Below are 21,613 nucleotides of genomic sequence, written 5' to 3' on the forward strand. Positions count from 1 at the left end.
CAAATTTAGTCGCTTTCATTCCATTAGAAAAGCTGCACCAGCGGACTTAACAGATTTTAGTACATTTATCACCACACGGAGTAATCTTACACCAGACGAGGCTATCTGCGTTGAGAGAAGAAGATAATAACAACAACCTTTTAAATCATCTGAATATGATAAAGTACAGCTTAGTAATGCGTGGTGAACGGAACGGAGACAGCACACTTTAACTGTGACATCAACAAATGCACAAATGCATACCGCGCATAGTATAAATCACCGCTGTACTGGAAATATCACCCGATACTTTCCGCTCAAATGCATAAAAGCGAATAAACGGAGTAATCCATCGTAGTAATAATTGAAACCTGGAGTAGGACGACTATCCCACAAACGCTGCACAAACTCACGACTTTTGGCATGTGTGCAGACCAGCGATACAGCGGCCGCCGTAGCCACAAGTCCTGGCGCATGAGAAGGTTTTCCCATTTGCAAACTGTCTGGCAACATTGTGCCATCCACATTATATTGATTGACAAACGTATCAATCCCCTGTCCATACAGAAAATCCTGAATCTTATTGCCGTATGCATGCTGCCATTCCCGGTCGGCACATGACCACGAATAATCAAGCGCAATGTTCATCGGCACACGCCAAGAATCAAAACGGAAAGCATCGCCTATCATCCAACCTTTATGCATCAAACTTCCGTCGTAGTTACTATAATCAGGAGTCAACCCTGTAACAGGATGAACTGCCTTATGCAAAAAATGGCGGCTGCGTTCGGCACATTCTTTCCAATATGCAGCACGTCCATCGTCAGCCCAACGTGCCCAAACTTCGTAAAAGGCAGGCAAATGGTAAGAAGGATCGGTAAAACCATAACCGAACTTATTCGGGACAAACGTAATAAGCTTGTGTTCTTTATGAATAAGCGGCATAACACTATCTGTTCCATCTTTTTCCATGGCACAATCCAGTATATGCTGAGCTTCGGCCAGATAATCAATACCCGTATCATTTCCCCACAGGTTCGAAGCAAAAATTAATGAGGTAATGAAATAAAGCTCGCCGTCCGAAGCCGACCCTCCATCGATATGACTCCCGTCTTTCCGGCAACACCAGGCAAAATAACCTTCCGAAGCTCCTTCCTTATGCTGCATATAAGTCTTGGTCCAACGCCAAAGCCGGTCAAAAATGTCTTTTTTCTCAAACTGCACAGCTATCATCATACCGTATGACATACCTTCACTACGCACATCATCATGTATTATATCACAGATATATGCTGTAGAGTCATCGGGTTCAACATAAACCTTGTTCTCCGGTGAAAAGATTTCATCGAAAACCGACTGCACCCGAGCATCAATTTCTTGAGAACTGTAGCCCATTTCAGCAAAAATATTACGATATTTCCCTGTGTCGAAAGCCCCCTCCGTCCAAGGACTTTGCAGCAAATCCTGCGTTTCCGGAACTGAAGCCAATACGGAAAAGAACGGCAATCCTAATAACACCAAGAAAAGCATTCCGAAAATTCTGTTTTTCATTTGTTCTTTCATAATTGAAATATACTTGTTAAGGTTCAAAAATCATTTACTGCCGGCAAACGTAAACAAAACAAATGACTTTTCTCCTATATTAATGTTACAAAGATTATTCTGTATGTTACATCGGGGTACAGGGATACGTTTTTTTTCGTATATTTGCCGAAAATAAACATTTTAAACAACAAATGCTTATGGCAAAAGAACTCGAACTGAAATACGGCTGCAACCCCAACCAGAAGCCAGCACGTATTTATATGAAAGAAGGAGAACTGCCGCTGGAAGTGCTGAACGGACGTCCGGGATACATCAATTTCCTTGATGCGCTGAACGGCTGGCAGTTGGTGAAAGAACTGAAAGAAGCGACCGGCATGCCTGCCGCTACCTCATTCAAGCACGTTAGCCCTGCCGGTGCCGCCATCGGGCTGGAACTGGACGAAACGATGAAACAGATTTACTTCGTAGGCGATCTGCCGTTGTCTCCCCTCGCTAACGCATACGTGCGTGCCCGCGGTGCCGACCGCATGTCTTCCTACGGCGACTTTATCGCGCTGAGCGATGTGTGCGACGAAGAGACCGCCCGCTTCATCAACCGTGAAGTTTCGGACGGCGTTATCGCTCCGGGCTATACCGAAGAGGCGTTGGCTATCCTGAAAGCGAAACGTAAAGGTACATACAACGTCATTCAGATTGACCCGGAATATCGTCCGGCTCCCATCGAGCACAAAGACGTGTTCGGCATCACCTTCGAACAGGGACGCAACGAAATCAAGCTGAACGGAGAGGAACTCTTCGCCAACATCCCGACACAGAACAAGAACCTGCCCGACGCGGCAAAGCGTGACCTGATGATTGCGCTTATCACCCTGAAATATACCCAATCGAATTCGGTGTGCTATGTGAAGGACGGACAAGCCATCGGTATCGGCGCCGGCCAGCAGAGCCGCATCCACTGCACCCGCCTTGCCGGAAACAAAGCCGATATCTGGTACCTGCGCCAGCACCCGAAAGTATTGAACTTGCCTTGGGTAGAGAAAATCCGCCGTGCCGACCGCGACAACACCATCGACGTATACATCAGCGATGATCACGATGATGTATTGGCTGACGGCGTTTGGCAACAGTTCTTTACCGAAAAGCCCGAAGTATTGACCCGCGAAGAGAAACGTGCCTGGCTGGACACGCTGAAAGGCGTATCGTTAGGCTCGGATGCCTTCTTCCCCTTCGGCGACAACATCGAACGTGCACACAAGAGCGGCGTGGAATACATCGCCCAGGCAGGAGGTTCGGTGCGCGACGACCATGTCATCGAAACATGCGATAAATACGGCATCACGATGGCGTTTACAGGTATCCGTCTGTTCCATCATTAATATTAATTTCGAACACAGAGACACGGAGGCACAGAGTTTTATATTCTACAAAAATATATGCTCTGTGCCTTTGTGTTCTATTTTGCTTTACCTCAAGATGCCGGTATCTTTATCCGCTTTCTGTTCAATGTTCCGCCGGACATCTTTATATGCCCTTCCCTGTGAGAATTTCCATGCAATGTTCAGGCTCACGAAATTGCCCAAGTCACGGCAATGCAGAGCAGTCGTTTTCCGGACATAACGGTTGTACACATCCGACTGGAATTGCTTGTAACGGTTTCTAAACGGTTGTTGCCAGACAAGCGACAAGTTCAGGTTCTTGTACCGGTAGGATGCGTTCAGAGAAACAAACGAGCTGTTGAATCCTTCGGTCTCACCTTCGAGGAAACGGAAACCGCTGTCCATGAATGCCGAAAGGGTAAGTTTGCCTAAGTAAGCCTGCACATTGGCTGTACCCGAATAAAACGTCTTGCAATGCGTATAGTCTTCGCCGAAGTTAAAACAGCGGAAAAGCGTACCAGATAACGCTATCGAAAGCTTATCGGGGACTATCCAACCATTCGCATACAGCATCAGGTTAAGCACATCGATTTCTTTTTGATTGAGTTGGGTGTACACAAACCGGTTGTCTTCGGTCCGGATATACGTAGCCATATTCGGCTGGTGGCAACGTTTTCCGTATGCCTGGACAAAAGACTGGAAGCGGGGATGCGTGTACGAAATCTGAAAAGTATGCGCTTGCTCGCGGTTGGGGCGGATATCGGGATTGCCCAGCGTCCATTCCATGCTGTTGTTGCGGATAGAAGTATTGCTAATCATCGCCACCCGCGAAACATGCTCGCTTATCTGGAAATCATATTTCAGCTGGACGGCTTGCACTGGATTGTAGGCAACGGAAGCCTTCGGGCGGAACAGCCAGTACTGATAATCGTGCGCTTGCTGGCGGTAATCCAAATAACTGCCGCCTACTCCCGCCACATACCTTATCGGACCAAGTTTCCCCTTTATCTCGGCAAAAGCGTAGACGCTGCGGTTATGCATCGGATTGACGGAATTTACATCACCCGTGTACTTATTCTTCGTGTATTTCTGCATGTAGTTTGCCCCAGCAGTAAACGTAAAAGGCTTGAGCCGGTTCTCGTAAACGGCTTCACTCATCAGGGAATAAGTCTTCCCTTCCACCTGATATGCATACGGCGCACCCTCATCGTAACTGCTGCGGAGCGAAGTGGCGATATACGTCCCTACGGCATTCAGTGTCAGCGACTGACGGGAAGTCAATTGCTTAAAGAAATACAAATCCAAGACCGGACTGGAGCTACGGTTTCGTTCGCATTGCGTGGCAAGGTATTCCTCGTTTCCTTCCAGAATCTGCTTCCGGTTATAATTGTCGGGGACATGCGAGAAACCGGCATTCAGTGAAGCCTGAAACACATAATCGGCAGAATCGGCAAGGTTGTATTTCAATTGCAAGCCGTTGCTAAAACTCCGGCTGCGCGAAGCGATGTCGTTCCGCCCAATGGTACGGACCGACCCGTCCGTAAGCCGGTAATGAGCTGTTTCATTCGTCCGGTTTCCCTTAAAGTCCTTGTATCCGAAATTATAACTCAACGAAAGCTCGCTGTTCCCGGCGTTCCATTTTCCGTAAATTAAATCATTGCCCGACTTAGCAGTCAGTGCCTGGGTCAGATCAATGCCGACCGTATATCCACTATCCGCCCGGCGGGTCAGAATGTTAATAACGTATGCGATTCCTTCTCCGTATCTCACCCCGGGATTGTCGATAAAGTCTATCCGGCTGATGCTTCCGGGAGAAAGCGCCAGCATTTCTTCCCGTCCTACAATAATGCCATTGATGCGCAACTGGATGCTTCCCCGTCCGTCGATGGCAGAGAGGCTTTGCGAAACCTCATCCACACGGATATTGGGCAAGGATAACTTCTGCAGAATGCTATACCCCGAATGCGATGCATTTTTCTGCGTTTCGGTGGGATAAATAATTTGCCCGTCGGGTTTATGAATTACTTTAGCCGCCTTTATTTCTACTTCTCCAAGTTCGATAGTCTTCGTCTCATTCTGTGCCGAGCCAACGAGGGCATATACGAATAAGACCAGCAAGATGTTGATACGTTTCATTGTGTCCATGTTTTTAGTCCGGACACAAAAATACGTTCGAAGGCTACACACTCACCTAACATGTAGCTGACATCTTCCTGACATTTGGCTGACAACTGGTTTTCGATTTGATTTCCAGCGCATAGCTTCTTCCTTTATGAGCGACAAGCTGCAATTCGCTACATGCCTCAAGAATCGGTTTCAACCGTTTCACCAAGGTATAGAGCGTATCGTTGGCATCCGCTTTCTTGGGCCAAAGCAGGGCGCATATCTCTTCTTTCGATACCGAATGGGAAGGAGCCTGCCATAGCATCAACATCAATCGGTATTGCATCGGAGTAAAGTGGACAAACGCATGGCTTGCGTCATAGAAACACTTGTCCTCGGGCGAATAAGAAAGCCCTCCATAGCTGACGGTACCAGCAGGCGTCTCCTTCTTCCGAAAAAGAAATGCAGTTCCCGCCGCCCAAAGCAACGCAGCAAAAGCCAGCAAGGACGACCAACGCTGGTCGGACATACGGAATATACCGATTGCAGAAAGGCGTGCGTAACTTTTCACGGCAAGCGTCGTTCCGGTCGCTTCATTGTTCACTATCAACGTATCGCTGCTGATAACATCCGCTTCCGGGAACTTGCCGGGATAAGCCTCATCAACAATATGAAACGAAAGGAAGGCATTGTCTTTCAGCTTCCGGTTCTTCAAATTACGGCATAACTTCCGGTCGGCAATGGCAAGCCATACTTCTCCGTCCGACACTTGCCTAAGCCGCTTGTATGCCCGGATGGAGTCTTGCGTGACGATATCCTCCTGCCTTTCTTCAAACATACGCAACAAAGCCTGGTTCAAGTCGGCGGTTATCGCTTCTTTGGCACCGCAATACCCCTGACGCCCTGCCAACAAAGACGAGAGCATCAACACCATAAAGACTCCAACAGATAAGATTCTCCTGTTCATATCATTTTTCCCGATTGTATTTCATACGGCAAAAATAGTAAAAATAGTCCGAAAGCCCCAACGGCTTTTATACGGCTTATGCCGTTTTCGGTCAAATAATGCGTTACGCTTCCTTTTTTTGCCTATTTTTGCCGAAAAGAAACGTTTATTCAGGACAAAGATGAAAACAAAGAGATTTTCTTGCAGCATCTATGCGTGGACGCTTTTCGTCTGCGCATTCGGATTGGTATCCTGCCACGACCTGACTATCGACAACGGAGGGTATCTCAGTATGATGAATAGAGGCACTATCGTAGGCAACGACGAAGACGGCTATTACCTCTTTTCGGACGGAAGAAACGAAGTCGCCATCTGCTACGGCAAAGGACTGGACAAATACGAACGGGCTTACTACAGCCTGTCGTTCAAAGAAGAAAACCGGTTCTTTAGCGACCGCACTCCCGGCTTCACTATCATTGACAACGCAAGGGTAGGAATTGTGGAAACCTACAAGGTCATCCACCCCATCAGTAAAGCGGAAGCGGACAAACGGGGCATCACGCATCCGGACAGTTGCAGCGTAGACGAGAACTTTTATTTTTCCAACTCTTACGGAGCGTACTGCGGTTATTTCGATTTCTCCACGCTCGCAACAATTACTCACGACCTTTACACGCATTACGAATATGCATCCATTCCCATAGACTTGGTATACGACCCTGCCCGCCAAAGCCCAGACACGCTACGCTTGGAGCTTTGCTATCGCCCCCACGTGCCAGAAGGTTGGGAAAAGTATCGCTATGAAGCCGGCACTTTTTCGTGCGACATCTCCGGACTCGCCAACTTGCAGGAATGGAACGATTCGCTTTGCATCGTAGTGGACACGGGAGACAAGCAGCTCCACTACATGCCCATCAGTAAAAAAGGCGTCAAGAAGCCCGAACCTTTTTTCGATTTTTAAGCAGAACAAGGAAGGGAATTGAATGAAATGCCGAATCTTAGAACCTGTTTTGAATTTCTCCAAAAAGTTTTCTCGCCTTGGTGCATTATTTTCGTGTGTGCTTTGGGAGATTTTTGAGTCATTCCAAATCATCACACGACAAATTCAAAACAGTTTCTTCTTCATCGAATTTCTTCCAGTCCTTTTTCTTTAAAATCAAGTCTTTTCACCTTTCGGAAGTTACATTAGCAGCTCCCTTTTCCTTGGCTTATTTCCTCCTTTATAATTCCTCAATCTCTTCCAATGCCAATTGCGTAAAATGGGCAATGGTTTCAACAGGCATACCTGCTTCTTTCATCTTCTTTGCCATTTCTCTCATGCGTAAAGCCATTTCCTTTTCACTTTCCGCCTTCGCTTCTGCCCTGCCTTTAGCCTCTCCTTCCGCAAGCCCTTCAGCACGACCTTCAGCACGTCCTTCTTTCAAACCTTCGGCACGACCTTCATACCAGCCTGTTTTAATAACACTCCGTTGGTAGCGCAAAGCCTCCATATCATGGATATATGCACGCCTGTCTTGGTCGGAAAGCGAATCCACCCGGAGCCGCTCCCGTGCTTCAGGCAAACCCTTAGCGGTAGCCGAACTATCTATATTGCCCGTCTTGAAGAACTCTATCCATTCATCAAGAGGTGTCTTAGCTATTTTATCGAAGTCATTTACACGTAGCACGTAATATTCTGGGAAAATATCTCCGGCGTCTTTTCCAATAAACCTTTCCCTCTGCCGTATGGAAAGTTGTAATACGTCATTTGGGTCATGCAACCCCCGGAATATGGTTTTCCCATGATAGACATAATCTTTCCCTTGTCCCAATTCGAAGTACACGATATTAATGGAGTAGATTTTCTTTACTTTATCATAATCATCGCCGAGGTTAATATACTCAGAAATAGTTTTCGACACACCATACAACATCCGGTGAAAGTAATCTAACTCGTGGTTGTTCTGCACTTCAATAATAAGAAGCCGCCCTTGCTCGTCTTCCACCAGCATATCAGCACGGTTAAACTTGTCATTCACTTCTGTCTGGTTTGCTTCACTTTCCAGGAAGCGTACGATGTGCAAGTCTTCTCCCAATAGAGTTGACAGAAATCCTTCCAGCACGACATAATTACTCTTGTCTCTGAGCAGACGTTTCATCGCCCAATCGAAACGAATGAGATTATTCTTCATATCCTATCGTTTTTAAATTTCACAAAAATACGAATTTAATTGGGAACGACAACATACAGAAAGAAAAACGAGGATGTTGTTCCTTATTATTCATCCTCGTTTCCATATAAAATTATCAAAACTTGAAGCCTGCGCTGAAGAAGAGGTCATAGTTACGTGGACCATCCTTACAAACCTTACACAAACCGAAATCGGCATCCACGCCTACTATCCAGTGTGGGAAATCGAGCGCAACACCGACTCCGATGCCGGCATCGAAGCGGCGGAAGCCCTCCCAGAATTGAGTGCCGCTCACACTTGCATCTTTAAATGTTTTCCATGAAGTAGTCATATCATCTACGTCAACCTCCGTTTTACCATTCACGCCACAAGCTATATACGGACCTGCCGTAAACACAAGGTCGAAGCTATCGGTAGCACGCATGTGGAACGCAGCCATCAAAGGAACCTGAAAATAGTTCTGATTGACTTTCACATCATTTTCCATCTTCGCACCTTTCGAGACCCAGCTCAGCCCGGGCTGGAAAGAGAACCATTCGTTCAAGGGGACATCCGCTGTAACACCTACACGCGGATTAAAAATGGCATTCGAACCTTTTGCCGCATCTCCCGTCCAGCCACTCATGCCGATGCCCACTTCGAACATCATCGTCGGCCTCATCTGTGCCGACACCGTAAGCATCGACAACATACATACCGCTAACAGAAATAACTTTTTCATACGCTTATCATTTTAGATTGTTTTGCATAGAACAAATATAAGGTTTTTAATCGGTATGCAAAACAAAAATCGGTGATATTGCACAGAAATCGCTACGTTTCGACAAAGTTTCTTCCCCGATGCGGATATATGTATGCATCCGGTTACCCGTTTTTATGCCGATTGGCACGGCGGCGGCGATATTCTGCCTTCATTTTTGCTGAACCAGATCCATGTGTTCCGGTTATATATGCTTTCTTCTTTGCTTTCGTTTTTACCTTTTCTTCTTTTTCCTTTTTCAAGCCAGCACCTTTAAAGATAATACCTTCCGCTAAAATTTTCTCTATATCCATACGTTTTGGTTTTATTCGAAATAAACGATTTCTATATCCTGAGCCTCTGCAAACTCTTTCATCAGCCCTACCATATAATTGACGGATTCAACCAATCCCTCACTTCCTCCATACGCATTCATTATCGCCAACACGTGCGTAGTGTCTATGCTCATCTTTGTCCGTTCGTGGTCACTGGTAGGCGTTCCGATACCTCCAATGGCATCCCGATAGACTGGCATACCCTCAATATTCAGTGTGCCCCTGCCGATACCTTCGTAAGGTTCTCCGGCTCGTCCGATACCCAACACCAGGCGATCGCCTTGAATTTTGTCACGGTCGAAACCTCCTATCGAATTCCCACTATAAATAGAAGCCAGGTTAATCAAGTCTACCAACGTATCAATCTGATACAACGGAATGCCCCGCAAGATGCGCCGGCACAACGCTTCGGACGAAGGACGATAGCGGCTGGGGTCTTTCCCACATTTCTTATAAGCCTGTCGGGTAGCCTGAATAGCAGGCATTTCCTTGATAGAATCGACGGTATATTTCGCGCGATACAAGGCGGTAAACTCGTCAATCCGCTTCCATAACTCAGCACTATAAACCGTATTCTGTACCGTAGCAAAAACAGCCGCTCCCCGAAACTGCGGCCAAGCACGATGTAATTCTTCGGATACTTCTATTTTCATAAGTCTTTAAATTTTTCAACACATCATTATCCCTGACAAAATCCGTCCGGAAGCAATACCCAGCCTCCGTGCGGAAAAGAAATCATCTTTATTCTTCCACGTACAAATGCCACTGACCTCAATACGCGAAGTGTTCACTCCAAACTCCAGAAGCTGCATCCGGTTGGTTTCCCAAAGATCAATATGCCACTTCTCTTTCCGGACAGCAATACGCGGCATATCAAAACCAGCCTTATCAAAAATATCATAAACCTCATCCCCGACTTCGAATGCATCTTGTGAAATACCCGGACCTATACAAGCATATATATCTTCTCCTCGCGTACCATACACTTTTTTCATCACACTCAAAGTCTTACATACAATACGTGCCACCGTACCTCTCCATCCTGCATGGATAGCCGCTATTGCCCGATGACGCACATCATAGCACAAGACTGGAATACAATCGGCGGTAGATACGCAAAGACAAACTTTCGGCACATTTGTAACCAAAGCATCCACTCCTTCGAGCAACGCCTCCCTGTCCGGTTTACCCTTCTGCAAGAATACATCATCCACGATTCGTATTTCCGTCTGATGTACCTGATGCGGAATAACCAGTTCACCACGCACTGGCAATAGCGAACTAAGCAATTCCCGGTTTTTGAGAACAGCTTCCGGCATATCCCCACAATAGCCGTTGCAATTGAAAGATGCGTAACTCCCTTGACTATATCCGCCATGACGGGTCGTCGAAAAACAAAAAATGTTGGAATACAGCTCCGTCAAACCGTATTTCAACATCCTTCTATCTTCAGTCAGCCTGTTGTCCATCATTTTTCCGGTTCATCGTCCCAGTCTTCTTCATACTCGTACTCGAAGTCATCTTCATCATCCACGTCTTCTACGTAACTGAAATCCTCATCCATATCTTTCAATTCTTCCTGCAACAGATGGATGTCCTTTGACCGATGTACGATAGATGACTGACGCAATCCTTCCAACTGATTGCCTTCTTTATTCAGTTCTGTCCACAAGATGTCTTTCAACTCTTGAATACCCATACCGGTCACAGATGAAATAAATACACAAGGAAGATTGTCTGGAAGTGTCGGCTTCAACATTTCCATCAATTCTTCATCCAGCATGTCACATTTGGTGACGGCAAGCACCCGCTGCTTATCAAGCATTTCGGGATTGAACTTTGCCAGTTCGTTCAACAGCACATCATATTCATGACGGATGTCATCTGCATCGCCGGGCACCATAAACAACAATAAAGAATTGCGTTCGATATGTCGCAGGAATCGCAAACCCAAACCTTTTCCTTCGCTTGCTCCTTCGATAATGCCCGGTATATCTGCCATCACGAAAGACTTTCCATCGTGATAAGACACGATACCCAAGTTCGGTTCGAGGGTAGTAAACGGATAATCAGCTATCTTCGGACGTGCCGCCGACACTCTTGACAACAGTGTCGACTTTCCAGCATTGGGAAAGCCTACCAGTCCGACATCCGCCAGCAGTTTCAGTTCCAGTATCACCATCATTTCCTGCATCGGCTCGCCCGGCTGTGCAAAACGTGGAGCCTGACGTGTGGCTGTACGGAAATGCCAGTTACCCAGTCCTCCTCTACCTCCTTTCAACAAGATGACCTCCTGCCCGTGTTCGGTTATGTCGCATACATATTCGCCCGTCTCAGCATTGTATGCCACGGTTCCGCACGGCACTTCAATCACCTTATCTGCACCGTCTTTACCAAAGCTCCGACTCTTTGAACCGTTCCCACCATTCTCGGCAAACACATGACGTTCGTACTTCAGATGCAACAGAGTCCAATAATTACGGTTTCCGCGCAAAATGACATGTCCTCCTCTACCGCCGTCTCCTCCATCGGGACCACCGTTGGGCATATATTTCTCCCGCCGTAAATGAGCCGATCCGCGTCCTCCCTTGCCAGAGCGACAATAAATTTTCACATAATCTACAAAATTCGATTCTGCCATAAAAATATTTTTTAGTTTTTGAGTTTATAAGTTTTTGAGTTCTTAAGTTTCTTGTTTTTAAGCCCATAAGCCTAAATGGTCCAAGAACTTATAAACTTAAAAACTCAAAAAACTTATAAACTTAAAATCTCAAAAACTTACAGACTATCCACAGCCTTACAAATGTCAGCGAAAATGCCATCCATCGAGCCAAGACCGTTGATATGATGGTATTTGCCATCGTTCTTATACCAGTCAATCAACGGAGAGGTCTGCGAATGATATACCACCAGACGTTTTTTGATAGTTTCCTCATTATCATCCGCACGTCCGGATTCCTGCCCACGCTTGATAAGACGAGCCATCAGCTCATCTTCCGGCACTTCCAGATCCAACATCACCGACACCTCTTGTCCGCGTTCGGCCAACATCTGCTTTAAAGCTTCGGCCTGTGCAATGGTACGGGGAAAACCATCGAAAATCACTCCCTTGCTGTCCTTGAAACTATCGAACACACTTGCAAGTATATCAATCATCAAAGCATCCGGTATAAGTTGGCCGTTGCTTATATATTCATTAGCCGTTTTACCTAACTCCGTACCGTTCTTGATTTCGGCACGCAATACATCTCCCGTCGAAATATGGTTCAAACCGTATTTCTCCACGATACGTGCACTCTGAGTTCCTTTCCCCGAACCCGGAGCACCAAAAATTACAATGTTCAACATCTTTTTTACCTTATATTATTGATTAGTGATTATTCTACAACCGAATAAATATCACGATAATTACGTCCCAGCCCCTCATAGTCCAGACCGTATCCCACGATAAAGTCGTTGGGGATGCGCATTGCCACATAACGGATATCCAAGTCCACCTTCAGCTTGTCGGGCTTTAGCAGCAACGTGGCAATCCGTATTTCCTTCGGGTGCTGCGCCCGAAGCGTCTCAATCAGCCTCTGCATCGTCAAGCCTGTATCCACGATGTCTTCCACAATCACCACCGTACGTCCGGTTATGTTTTCGTTCAGTCCCACCAGTTCCTTCACTTTTCCGGTAGAAGAGGTTCCCTCGTACGAAGCCAGCTTGACAAACGAGATTTCACACGGAATCGTGAGACGTTTCATCAAATCTGCCGTAAACATAAAAGAGCCGTTTAAGACACTGATAAAAAGTGGGTTGTCACCTGCCAAATCTGCATTAATCTCACCGGCTACCCGTGTCACTTCCTTCAGAATGGACGCTTCGGATATGAAAGTCTTAAACTGCTTATCTTTAATCTGGATTGTGTTCATAATGGCGCTTCTTTATAAAATTGCGACAAAAATACGATTTTTCCCTTAAACTTCTATACTTTTTTTGTACTTTTACCCGCAAATAGCTATTATGACACAAAGATGAAAATACTTACTTGCACCCAACAAAAGGAAGCCGATGCCTATACCATCGCCAATAACAATATTCTCTCCATCAACTTGATGGAAAAAGCAGCCTCGCTGATTGCCGATGAAATCAGCAAAAGGTGGGATCGTTCACACCGCATCGTTGTATTTGCCGGAGCGGGCAACAACGGAGGTGATGCCCTTGCAGTCGCACGCCTTCTGTTCTCCAAGAGTTATCCGGTAGAAATTTACCTGTTCAATATCAAAGGAACCATTTCGGAAGACTGCATGACCAATATCCAGCGATTGCAGCAATGCGGATTCACTGACTATCACGAAATCAGCAACGCATTCGAACCACCCAAACTGACGGCTGAAGATGTAGTAGTAGACGGACTTTTCGGCTCAGGACTGAACAAGCCGCTGAGTGGCGGATTCGCCTCCGTTGTAAAATACATCAATGCTTCCAACGCACAGGTAGTCTCCATTGATCTTCCTTCCGGACTGATGGGAGAAGACAACAGCAACAACCTGCGTACAAACATTATCCGTGCTGACCTGACCCTGAGCATCCAGTTACCAAAACTGGCTTTCCTTTTCCCTGAGAACGAAGACATCGTGGGCGAATGGAAAACACTCGACATCGGCATTAGCCAAGAGTTCATCGCACAAGCAGATACTCCTTATATTATTACGGAGGCTAGTGAAATGAGCCAACTCATCAAACCGCGCAAACGTTTTGCTTTCAAGAACAACTTCGGACATGCACTGCTTATCGCCGGCTCGAGTGGGATGGCTGGTGCTTCCATCCTAGCAGCACGTGCCTGTTTGCGTTCAGGCGTAGGATTGCTTACCATACATACCCCTGTATGCAACCACGACATCCTGCAAACAGCCGTACCCGAAGCTATGGTACAAAATGACGTGCACGAACTTTACTTCGCCGAACCAGTCGACCTTGACAACTATCAGGCGATAGCCATCGGTCCAGGCATCGGGCAGGAAGAAGAAACGGCACTTGCCACCTTCGACCAGCTTGCCGATTGCTACATTCCCGCCGTGCTCGATGCAGATGCCATCAATATCTTAAGTTCGCACCGGAACTATCTGAACCGCTTGCCTCGCCGAAGCATCCTCACGCCACACATTGGCGAACTGGAACGCCTTATCGGACGTTGCAACGATAGTTTCGACCGGCTGACCAAGGCTAAAGAACTTGCCGCCTACCTGCAATGCTATATCGTACTGAAGGGTGCCTACTCCACTGTTATCACACCGGAAGGCAAATTCTACTTCAATCCCACAGGTAATCCAGGCATGGCAACCGGTGGAAGTGGAGACGTGCTGACTGGTATCATACTTGCTCTACTGGCTCAAGGACACTCACAAGAAAATGCAGCACGGCTGGGTACATTCGTACACGGACTGGCCGGCGACATAGCCTGCCGCCGTACCGGAGAAATCAGCCTGACCGCCAGCGACATCATCGCTGCACTGCCCGAAGCCTGGAAAGAACTCTGTGAAACTAAATAATAGATACGCGCATGAAAAGAATCGTTTTTGCACTAAGCATGCTGGCATGTGCGACGCATATCGCTGCACAAGACATCAGCTACTACACTCCCGGAAGCGATGAAGGAATTGTCTACTTCCTTCCGAAAACGGCACTGGAGGTAAATATCATTGCCACACACATTACATACCAGCCTGGAGAACTGTGCCAATATGCCAACCAATACCTGCGGATGAACAACATAAGTTCCCAACCGGAAATGCACTGGGAAATCAAGCGGATAGAAGTACGCTCGGCAGGAGTACCCGACTCTACCAAAGCCTACATCATCAAGCTGAAAGACAAAAGTGCCATGAGCAACGTGGAACTGACCAACAACGGACTTATCAAAGCCATCAATACAACGGCACCCGACATACAAAAAGCTGAATATGTACTGGAAAAGCCTCAACACCACGAAAACCCACGCCAATACATGACCGAAGAAATACTGCTGGCCGGGTCTTCGGCAAAGATGGCAGAACTTACCGCTAAGGAAATCTACAACATACGGGAAAGCAAGAACCTCATCTTGCGAGGACAAGCAGACACCATGCCCAAAGACGGTGCATCCCTACAACTGGTCATCGACAACCTCGATAAGCAGGAGAAAGCACTGACCCGCCTCTTCAGTGGAACCACCGACCGCGAGGACAAAGTGTTCACCATCCGCATCCCTGCCAATGAGCCATTCAGCGATAAAACAGCCTTGCGTTTTTCTAGCCTGCTAGGCATACTTCCTGCCGATGACCTTGCGGGTACCCCCATCTATATCAGCTTAGCCAACACGGTTCCACTGCCTCCAGCTACCACAGAAAACGAAAAGAAAAAGAAAAAACTGGAAGGAGCCATCTACAACATACCTGGGAAAGGGAAAGTAACCGTCACGTACGAAGGAAAGACCTTATTCGAAGACGAACTCCCTATCACACAGTTCGGAACGACCGAAGTTCTGGTAGAAGACCTGTTCAAGAAAGTAAACACCCGTGTCGTTTTCAATCCTGAGACAGGAAGCATCCTGAAAATTGACAAAGACTAAGAAGCTGTTTTGAATTTCTCCAAAAAGTTTTTCTTGGCTTGATATATCCGTTTTCCAATTAGAAAGCCGGTTGGAACGGCAAGGCTGTTTTTTCATTCTGCCTCACCGCACCAACCGGCATCCGCATCTATATTAAGATATACTGAAAATCCGCCTATCATACAGCTACGGTTTCCTTCAACCACTCAGGCATCACCGTCGTTGAGGTTCCATCCTGTTGCTTGTAAGTTACCGTACCATCCTCGTTCATAGTCATCAATTCATAAGTCTTTCCTTCGGCTACTACATTCCACGTACGTTTCTCCGCATCGTATACTAAATTTAACGGATGGTCTACTTCGCCCAATTTCGTAATGGTATACCCGTCTTCGTTTGTACGGACCAGATATTCTCCGTCTTCTCCATGAATAACTTTTTCCGTACCTACATCAGCCATTGGATTGGAACCCGACCAAAACTCAATTGAATTTAGTACAAGCACATCTGCCAAATAAGCTACTTCATATACCGGTATGATATGAAAAGCTAAAAACACAAGCTCATTGACTGCTTTATGTCCGATTCCCATATTCCAATCTTTCAGACTATTCCATGCGCTGAATGAGCCAATACATGAAGAACATAACAAACATCCTCCTAACACAGCACACACAGCTGTCGCTTTCATCTTTTTCATCGATTCAAGTTTTAGCAATTAATTATAACACCCACAAAGATAGAACTTATTTCAAGGAAAGAAACAAAAACCACCAAAAAGAAGTATCTTTGTCGCACATTTTAGCAAATATGTAAAACTATTAAATAAAAAAACAAATGAAAGAACAAATCCAGAAACGCCTGAGCGACTCGAAAGCCGCTCGCTGGACGGCACTGTTCATCGTGTCGTTTACCATGATGTGCGGCTATTTCCTTACCGATGTCATGGCTCCTCTTGAAAACTTACTCACCACGAAAGGCAAAGTTGTTTATTTCACCGACAACACTTCCATGCCTGCCGACAGCCTGGTGGCAAAAGTGGAACTCTTTGCCGAGGCCAATGCATTATCGGCTCCCGACCTGACGGTACAGAAACTGGAAGAAGGAGCCAAATACCAATACATCGAAAACATAAACGGAAATCAGGAAACCATCAGCAAGACCATCAGCACGGTATCGACAGGTAAAGGATGGAGCAGCACGGAATACGGTTTCTTCTCAGGGGCCTACGGATACATCAATGTGTTCTTGCTGATGCTGTTTTTCGGAGGAATCATTTTAGACAAGATGGGAGTCCGTTTCACCGGCATGATGTCGTCGGGACTGATGTTTGCAGGCGCCCTGATTAAATGGTATGCCCTAAAGAACGATTTCGGCGATGCCATGTTATGGGGCATGAACCTGCAAGTAGTAATTGCAGCGTTAGGCTTCTCCATTTTCGGCATGGGAGCAGAAATTACAGGAATCACCGTATCAAAAGTCATCGTGAAATGGTTTGCCGGCAAAGAACTGGCACTTGCCATGGGACTTCAAGTAGCCATGGCACGCATCGGAACCGCCATCGCTCTGGCAGCCAGCCTGCCCATTGCACGTATGATGGGCGACATATCCGGCTCTGTCCTTATCGGAGCCATTGCCCTCTGCGTAGGTTTCGCATCTTATCTGGTCTATTGCGTGATGGACCGCAAGGAAGATGCTTCGGTATCCGCCGCCCGTGCCGAATCAGGAGAAAATCCTGAAGAAGGCTTCAAAATGTCCGATCTGAAACTTATCTTCTGTAACAAAGGTTTCTGGCTCATCACGCTGCTTTGCCTGATGTTCTATGCCGGCGTATTCCCTTTCCTGAAATTTGCCACCAAACTGATGATTTATAAATACGAAGTGCCCGAATCATTTGCCGGCCTTATTCCGGCACTGTTGCCTTTCGGTACCATCCTGCTGACTCCTGTCTTCGGTACATTATACGACCGTATCGGACGAGGCGCCACTTTAATGATTATCGGTTCGGTGATGCTAACTGCCGTACACGTACTTTTCGCCCTTCCTGTAATGAACTACTGGTGGTTTGCCGTAGTTGTAATGATTATATTAGGTATTTCCTTTTCACTGGTACCAAGTGCAATGTGGCCTTCCGTTCCTAAAATCATTCCAATGAAGCAGTTGGGTTCTGCATATGCTATCATCTTCTACATACAGAACATCGGTCTGGCCATGGTTCCTACGCTCATCGGCTATGTCATCGACCGTTTTGCCACCCAATACAATGCAGCAGGTGCCATTATCGGCTACAATTATACCATTCCCATGGTCATCTTCGCACTTTTTGGCTTGTGTGCCATCATCATCTCGTGGATGCTGAAAAGTGAAGACAGCCATAAACATTACGGGCTGGAAGAGTCAAATATCAAAAAAAGCGCTTAAAAAAACATACTATAGTATAAACTGTATTTTACCATATTCAGATGATTTAAAAGGTCGTTGTTATTTTCTTCTTCTCTCAACGCAGATAACTTCGTCTGGTGTAAGATTATTAATCTTCCGCTTGTAAGATTAATAATCTTGCAGCCTGAAGATTAATAATCTTACACCAGATGGACTTATATGCGTTTGCCGATGCACCTATATCCGTGGGCTTACACAACCGGCTGCGCCTTGAATGCACATATTGATGCCGCTAATGTATAGCCATAAGATTCTTCCCTATAATGTCGTTATACAAAAGCAATCCAGAAAACGACCAAACGTATCGCCTGAATATTTTTTCACAACCAATCTATCAGAAATTGAAGCATTTATGCATTTTGTTTCTAGAAATGTGTATTTTTGTACCAACGCGATAAATTCAAAACAGCTAAGGAAGAAATAGAAAAATTATAAAACCATCAGAAAATGGCAAAAAAGAAAACCGACAAAAGCAAGAAGGTATCCTACCACTACAAGCCGGACAATATGACATTGGAACAATGGCAAATCGCCCTGCGCAGGCAAGCCGCCGAAAAAGAAAACTTCGGCATTCAAGAATTGAACGCCCAAGAATATCCCGGCTATTATATCGTAAACAATCCGGTTTCACACAATACGTACAAAGTGATTTATCGCGGAGCATTCAGCGCATGGAACTACTGTTCGTGCATGGATTTCAAAACCAGCCAGTTAGGCACATGCAAACACATAGAAGCAGTCAAGCTTTGGCTGGAAAAATCCCACAAACGGACATGCACCGATACACCAGCCTATACTTCGGTCTACCTATCCTACCGGAAGGGACGGAAAGTACGCCTGCGCATAGGGACAGACAATTCCGAAGAATTCCAAAAGCTTGCCGAACCTTATTTCACACCTGAAGGTATCATGCGCCCCGAAGCCATCGATACAATCAATGATTTTTTCAGTAAAGCCCTGCAACTCAATAATACGTTCCGTTGGTATGATGACGCGATGGACTTTATTTTAGAACAACGTGACAAGCGCAAACGGGAAAAGTTCCTTTCCGAACCTCAGGCAGACACCTTAATAGACTCCCTGCTCAAAGTCCGCCTGTTCCCTTACCAGAAAGAGGGAATCCGCTTTGCCTACCGTGCCGGGAAATCCATCATAGCCGATGAAATGGGACTGGGCAAAACCATCCAGGCTATCGGCACCGCCGAACTGATGCGCAAACAAGGCATCATATCCTCGGCATTAGTGCTCTGCCCTACTTCGTTAAAGTATCAATGGAAAAAAGAAATCGAAAGGTTCACCGATGCACAAGCCATCGTAGTGGAAGGGAACCATTTGAAACGGAAAACACTCTATAAAGCAGCTCCTTTCTATAAGATAGTATCTTACAACAGTGTATCCAACGACATCGAAATCTTGCACGGGCTACAAACCGATTTCTTGATTATGGACGAAGTGCAACGCCTTAAAAACTGGAACACAAAAATTTCCAAAGCAGCCCGACACATCGAAGCTGAATATGCCGTAGTACTTTCGGGGACTCCACTGGAAAACAAACTGGAAGAACTCTACTCGGTAGTGCAATTCGTCGACCAATATTGTCTGGGACCATACTATAAGTTTATCAACGAAACCGTCATCAAATCGGATTCCGGAAAAGTAAAGGGATATAAAGGGCTGAATACTGTAGGTGAAAAACTACACGACATCTTGATACGCCGTAGAAAGAAAGACGTAGCCTTGCAGTTGCCCCAACGTATGGACAAAGTGTTGTTCGTACCCATGACCCAGGAGCAACAGAACATGCATGATGAGTTCCAAAGCATAGTTGCCCAACTGGTCTACAAATGGAACCGCCAACGTTTCCTGAGCGAAAAAGACCGTAAACGCCTGCTTTTGCTGATGAGCCAAATGCGCATGGTATGCGACAGCACCTATATCTTAGACCAAAAGAGCCGCTACGACACAAAGATAGACGAAGTAATGAACATTCTCAACAACGTGTTCGAAAGCGGTGACGAAAAAGTTGTGATATTCAGTCAATGGGAACGCATGACACGGCTCGTAGCTGCCGAACTGGACAAGATAAACATCCGGTACGAATACCTCCATGGAGGTGTACCTTCGGAAAAACGGAAAGACCTGATGGAAAACTTCACCTCGTTGCCCGAAAGCCGTGTGTTCATCTCTACCGATGCCGGAAGCACAGGACTGAACCTCCAAGCCGCATCTATCCTCATCAACCTCGACTTACCGTGGAATCCTGCCGTATTGGAGCAACGTATCGCCCGCATTTACCGTATCGGGCAGCAACGAAACATACAGGTCATCAACTTGGTAGCTCCCTCTTCCATCGAAGAACGCATGCTTTCTACCCTCAATTTTAAGACTTCACTCTTTGAAGGCATACTGGACAATGGCGAAGACAGCATCTTCCTGGATGATAGCAAGCTGGATAAGATCATGGAAAACATCGCGTCTGTTGTAACCGAATCGCCTAACGAAGAGAAAAAGAAAAGCGGAGACATCATTGACCCAGAAGATCGGGAAAAGCCAGCTTCACTTCCCGAAAAAGACGAGAAACCGGCAGAAAACATACAGGCAGACACGTTTGATGAAGAATCTTTATCTCAAACGGAATATACACGTGCATCAGAAACACCAGAAGCCGGCCGTCTGATCAGCCAAGGCGTATCGTTCTTCAACGGACTGGTACAAACGCTCAAGTCCCCCGAAGCCACACGCCGGCTCGCCGAAAGCCTGATAGAAGAAAACAAGGAAACCGGGAAGACCACTTTACACATTCCAGTTCCTGATAAAGAAAGTGTCATCAACTTCCTCACCTTGGCGGGCAGCATATTGGCACACATCGGTGAGAAAAAGTAAAAAGCAAATCTGCCTGTTGGCTGCACACGTTTTCAGACGATATAAGTAGATGTTGAGAATTAGTTTATTAATGTGTCGGCTCAGAAACGCAGAAAATCTGCGTTTCTGGTGATATCATTTAATTTTGCACACTTACTTATCTAGAATAAGATTAAAAAAGGTTGAGATCTAGAACCTGTTTTGAATTTATCGTATGCTGGTTTAGGATGAGTTTTTCACAGCCCCTCCCGACCTTTCCTCATGGGGAGGGGCTGTGATAATATTCATAAACTCGAAAGTTGAGTGTTGAGATATGCCGTCCGGTAATATTTGGGAGACATGCCTTTGTGCGCCTTGAAATATTTCCCGAAAAAAGAAAGATTAGGAAATTTCAGCTCATTGACAATTTCCTTAATAGAAGACTGAGTATGACAAAGCATGCCCACCGTCAAGTTAGAAGTGCAACTCCTCCACCGCCTTCCTCCGTCCTTGGAGCGTAGCGGAAAGGGCGGAGGAAGGCGGTGGAAGCCCGGAATCAGGGTCATCC

General features: G+C 46.2%; 19 protein-coding genes. 6 read left to right on the forward strand and 13 right to left on the reverse strand.

Going from position 1 to position 21,613, the window contains the following annotated elements:
* Positions 1-258 precede the first annotated feature (258 nt).
* Positions 259-1,530: a glycosyl hydrolase family 8 gene (locus H9625_RS15275; protein ID WP_225226463.1), complete on the reverse strand. Its 1,272-nt coding sequence runs from the start codon at positions 1,528-1,530 to the stop codon at positions 259-261.
* Between the two features lie 152 nt (positions 1,531-1,682).
* On the opposite strand from H9625_RS15275, the gene H9625_RS15280 reads away from it, so the two are divergent.
* Positions 1,683-2,900: a phosphoribosylaminoimidazolecarboxamide formyltransferase gene (locus H9625_RS15280; protein WP_255376625.1), complete on the forward strand. Its 1,218-nt coding sequence runs from the start codon at positions 1,683-1,685 to the stop codon at positions 2,898-2,900.
* An 87-nt stretch (positions 2,901-2,987) separates the two neighbouring features.
* Here the strand turns inward: H9625_RS15280 and H9625_RS15285 are convergent, their stop codons facing one another.
* Both H9625_RS15285 and H9625_RS15290 read right to left on the reverse strand, forming a co-directional pair.
* Positions 2,988-5,045, reverse strand: coding sequence for a porin family protein (locus tag H9625_RS15285; RefSeq protein ID WP_225226465.1), 2,058 nt, complete (start codon positions 5,043-5,045; stop codon positions 2,988-2,990).
* Between the two features lie 46 nt (positions 5,046-5,091).
* On the reverse strand, positions 5,092-5,970 hold the full coding sequence (locus tag H9625_RS15290; protein ID WP_191765179.1) for a helix-turn-helix domain-containing protein: 879 nt from the start codon (positions 5,968-5,970) through the stop codon (positions 5,092-5,094).
* A gap of 160 nt (positions 5,971-6,130) precedes the next feature.
* Here H9625_RS15290 and H9625_RS15295 point away from each other — a divergent pair, with 160 nt between their 5' ends.
* A complete protein-coding gene (locus tag H9625_RS15295; protein WP_191765181.1) occupies positions 6,131-6,910 on the forward strand; it encodes a hypothetical protein in 780 nt (259 codons plus the stop codon).
* Positions 6,911-7,169: 259 nt separating this feature from the next.
* On the opposite strand, the gene H9625_RS15300 is transcribed toward H9625_RS15295, so the two are convergent.
* From H9625_RS15300 to hpt, 8 genes are all read right to left on the reverse strand, one after another.
* Positions 7,170-8,120 carry an Rpn family recombination-promoting nuclease/putative transposase gene (locus H9625_RS15300; protein ID WP_191765183.1) on the reverse strand — a complete coding sequence of 317 codons (951 nt, stop codon included), beginning with the start codon at positions 8,118-8,120 and terminating at the stop codon, positions 7,170-7,172.
* 115 nt (positions 8,121-8,235) lie between these two features.
* Positions 8,236-8,841, reverse strand: a complete 606-nt coding sequence (locus H9625_RS15305; protein ID WP_191765185.1) for a porin family protein — start codon at positions 8,839-8,841, stop codon at positions 8,236-8,238.
* 143 nt (positions 8,842-8,984) lie between these two features.
* Positions 8,985-9,173: a hypothetical protein gene (locus H9625_RS15310; protein ID WP_022040967.1), complete on the reverse strand. Its 189-nt coding sequence runs from the start codon at positions 9,171-9,173 to the stop codon at positions 8,985-8,987.
* A gap of 11 nt (positions 9,174-9,184) precedes the next feature.
* On the reverse strand, positions 9,185-9,847 hold the full coding sequence (locus H9625_RS15315) for a B3/B4 domain-containing protein (RefSeq protein ID WP_191765187.1): 663 nt from the start codon (positions 9,845-9,847) through the stop codon (positions 9,185-9,187).
* A 15-nt stretch (positions 9,848-9,862) separates the two neighbouring features.
* On the reverse strand, positions 9,863-10,666 hold the full coding sequence (gene pgeF, locus H9625_RS15320) for a peptidoglycan editing factor PgeF (protein ID WP_225226466.1): 804 nt from the start codon (positions 10,664-10,666) through the stop codon (positions 9,863-9,865).
* Complete coding sequence (obgE, locus tag H9625_RS15325) at positions 10,663-11,835, reverse strand: GTPase ObgE (protein ID WP_022040970.1); 1,173 nt, start codon at positions 11,833-11,835, stop codon at positions 10,663-10,665. Before obgE ends, pgeF begins: the two co-directional genes overlap by 4 nt.
* A 137-nt stretch (positions 11,836-11,972) precedes the next feature.
* Positions 11,973-12,542, reverse strand: a complete 570-nt coding sequence (locus H9625_RS15330; protein WP_022040971.1) for an adenylate kinase — start codon at positions 12,540-12,542, stop codon at positions 11,973-11,975.
* A gap of 29 nt (positions 12,543-12,571) precedes the next feature.
* Positions 12,572-13,108 carry a hypoxanthine phosphoribosyltransferase gene (hpt, locus tag H9625_RS15335; protein ID WP_022040972.1) on the reverse strand — a complete coding sequence of 179 codons (537 nt, stop codon included), beginning with the start codon at positions 13,106-13,108 and terminating at the stop codon, positions 12,572-12,574.
* A 102-nt stretch (positions 13,109-13,210) separates the two neighbouring features.
* On the opposite strand from hpt, the gene H9625_RS15340 reads away from it, so the two are divergent.
* Complete coding sequence (locus tag H9625_RS15340) at positions 13,211-14,728, forward strand: NAD(P)H-hydrate dehydratase (RefSeq protein ID WP_087406750.1); 1,518 nt, start codon at positions 13,211-13,213, stop codon at positions 14,726-14,728.
* Between the two features lie 11 nt (positions 14,729-14,739).
* The gene (locus H9625_RS15345) at positions 14,740-15,786 is read left to right on the forward strand and encodes a DUF4831 family protein (protein ID WP_191765189.1); all 1,047 of its coding nucleotides are present in this window, start codon (positions 14,740-14,742) and stop codon (positions 15,784-15,786) included.
* 157 nt (positions 15,787-15,943) lie between these two features.
* Here H9625_RS15345 and H9625_RS15350 read toward each other — a convergent pair whose 3' ends face one another.
* Complete coding sequence (locus tag H9625_RS15350; RefSeq protein WP_022040975.1) at positions 15,944-16,462, reverse strand: DUF3332 domain-containing protein; 519 nt, start codon at positions 16,460-16,462, stop codon at positions 15,944-15,946.
* A 137-nt stretch (positions 16,463-16,599) separates the two neighbouring features.
* On the opposite strand from H9625_RS15350, the gene H9625_RS15355 reads away from it, so the two are divergent.
* A complete protein-coding gene (locus H9625_RS15355) occupies positions 16,600-18,183 on the forward strand; it encodes an MFS transporter (protein WP_022040976.1) in 1,584 nt (527 codons plus the stop codon).
* A gap of 468 nt (positions 18,184-18,651) precedes the next feature.
* The gene (locus H9625_RS15360) at positions 18,652-21,087 is read left to right on the forward strand and encodes a DEAD/DEAH box helicase (RefSeq protein WP_191765191.1); all 2,436 of its coding nucleotides are present in this window, start codon (positions 18,652-18,654) and stop codon (positions 21,085-21,087) included.
* A 263-nt stretch (positions 21,088-21,350) separates the two neighbouring features.
* Here H9625_RS15360 and H9625_RS18085 read toward each other — a convergent pair whose 3' ends face one another.
* Positions 21,351-21,611 carry a helix-turn-helix domain-containing protein gene (locus H9625_RS18085; RefSeq protein WP_394354955.1) on the reverse strand — a complete coding sequence of 87 codons (261 nt, stop codon included), beginning with the start codon at positions 21,609-21,611 and terminating at the stop codon, positions 21,351-21,353.
* Positions 21,612-21,613 lie beyond the last annotated feature (2 nt).

Source organism: Phocaeicola intestinalis (assembly GCF_014837065.1).
In the GTDB taxonomy this organism is placed as follows: Bacteria; Bacteroidota; Bacteroidia; order Bacteroidales; family Bacteroidaceae; genus Phocaeicola; species Phocaeicola intestinalis.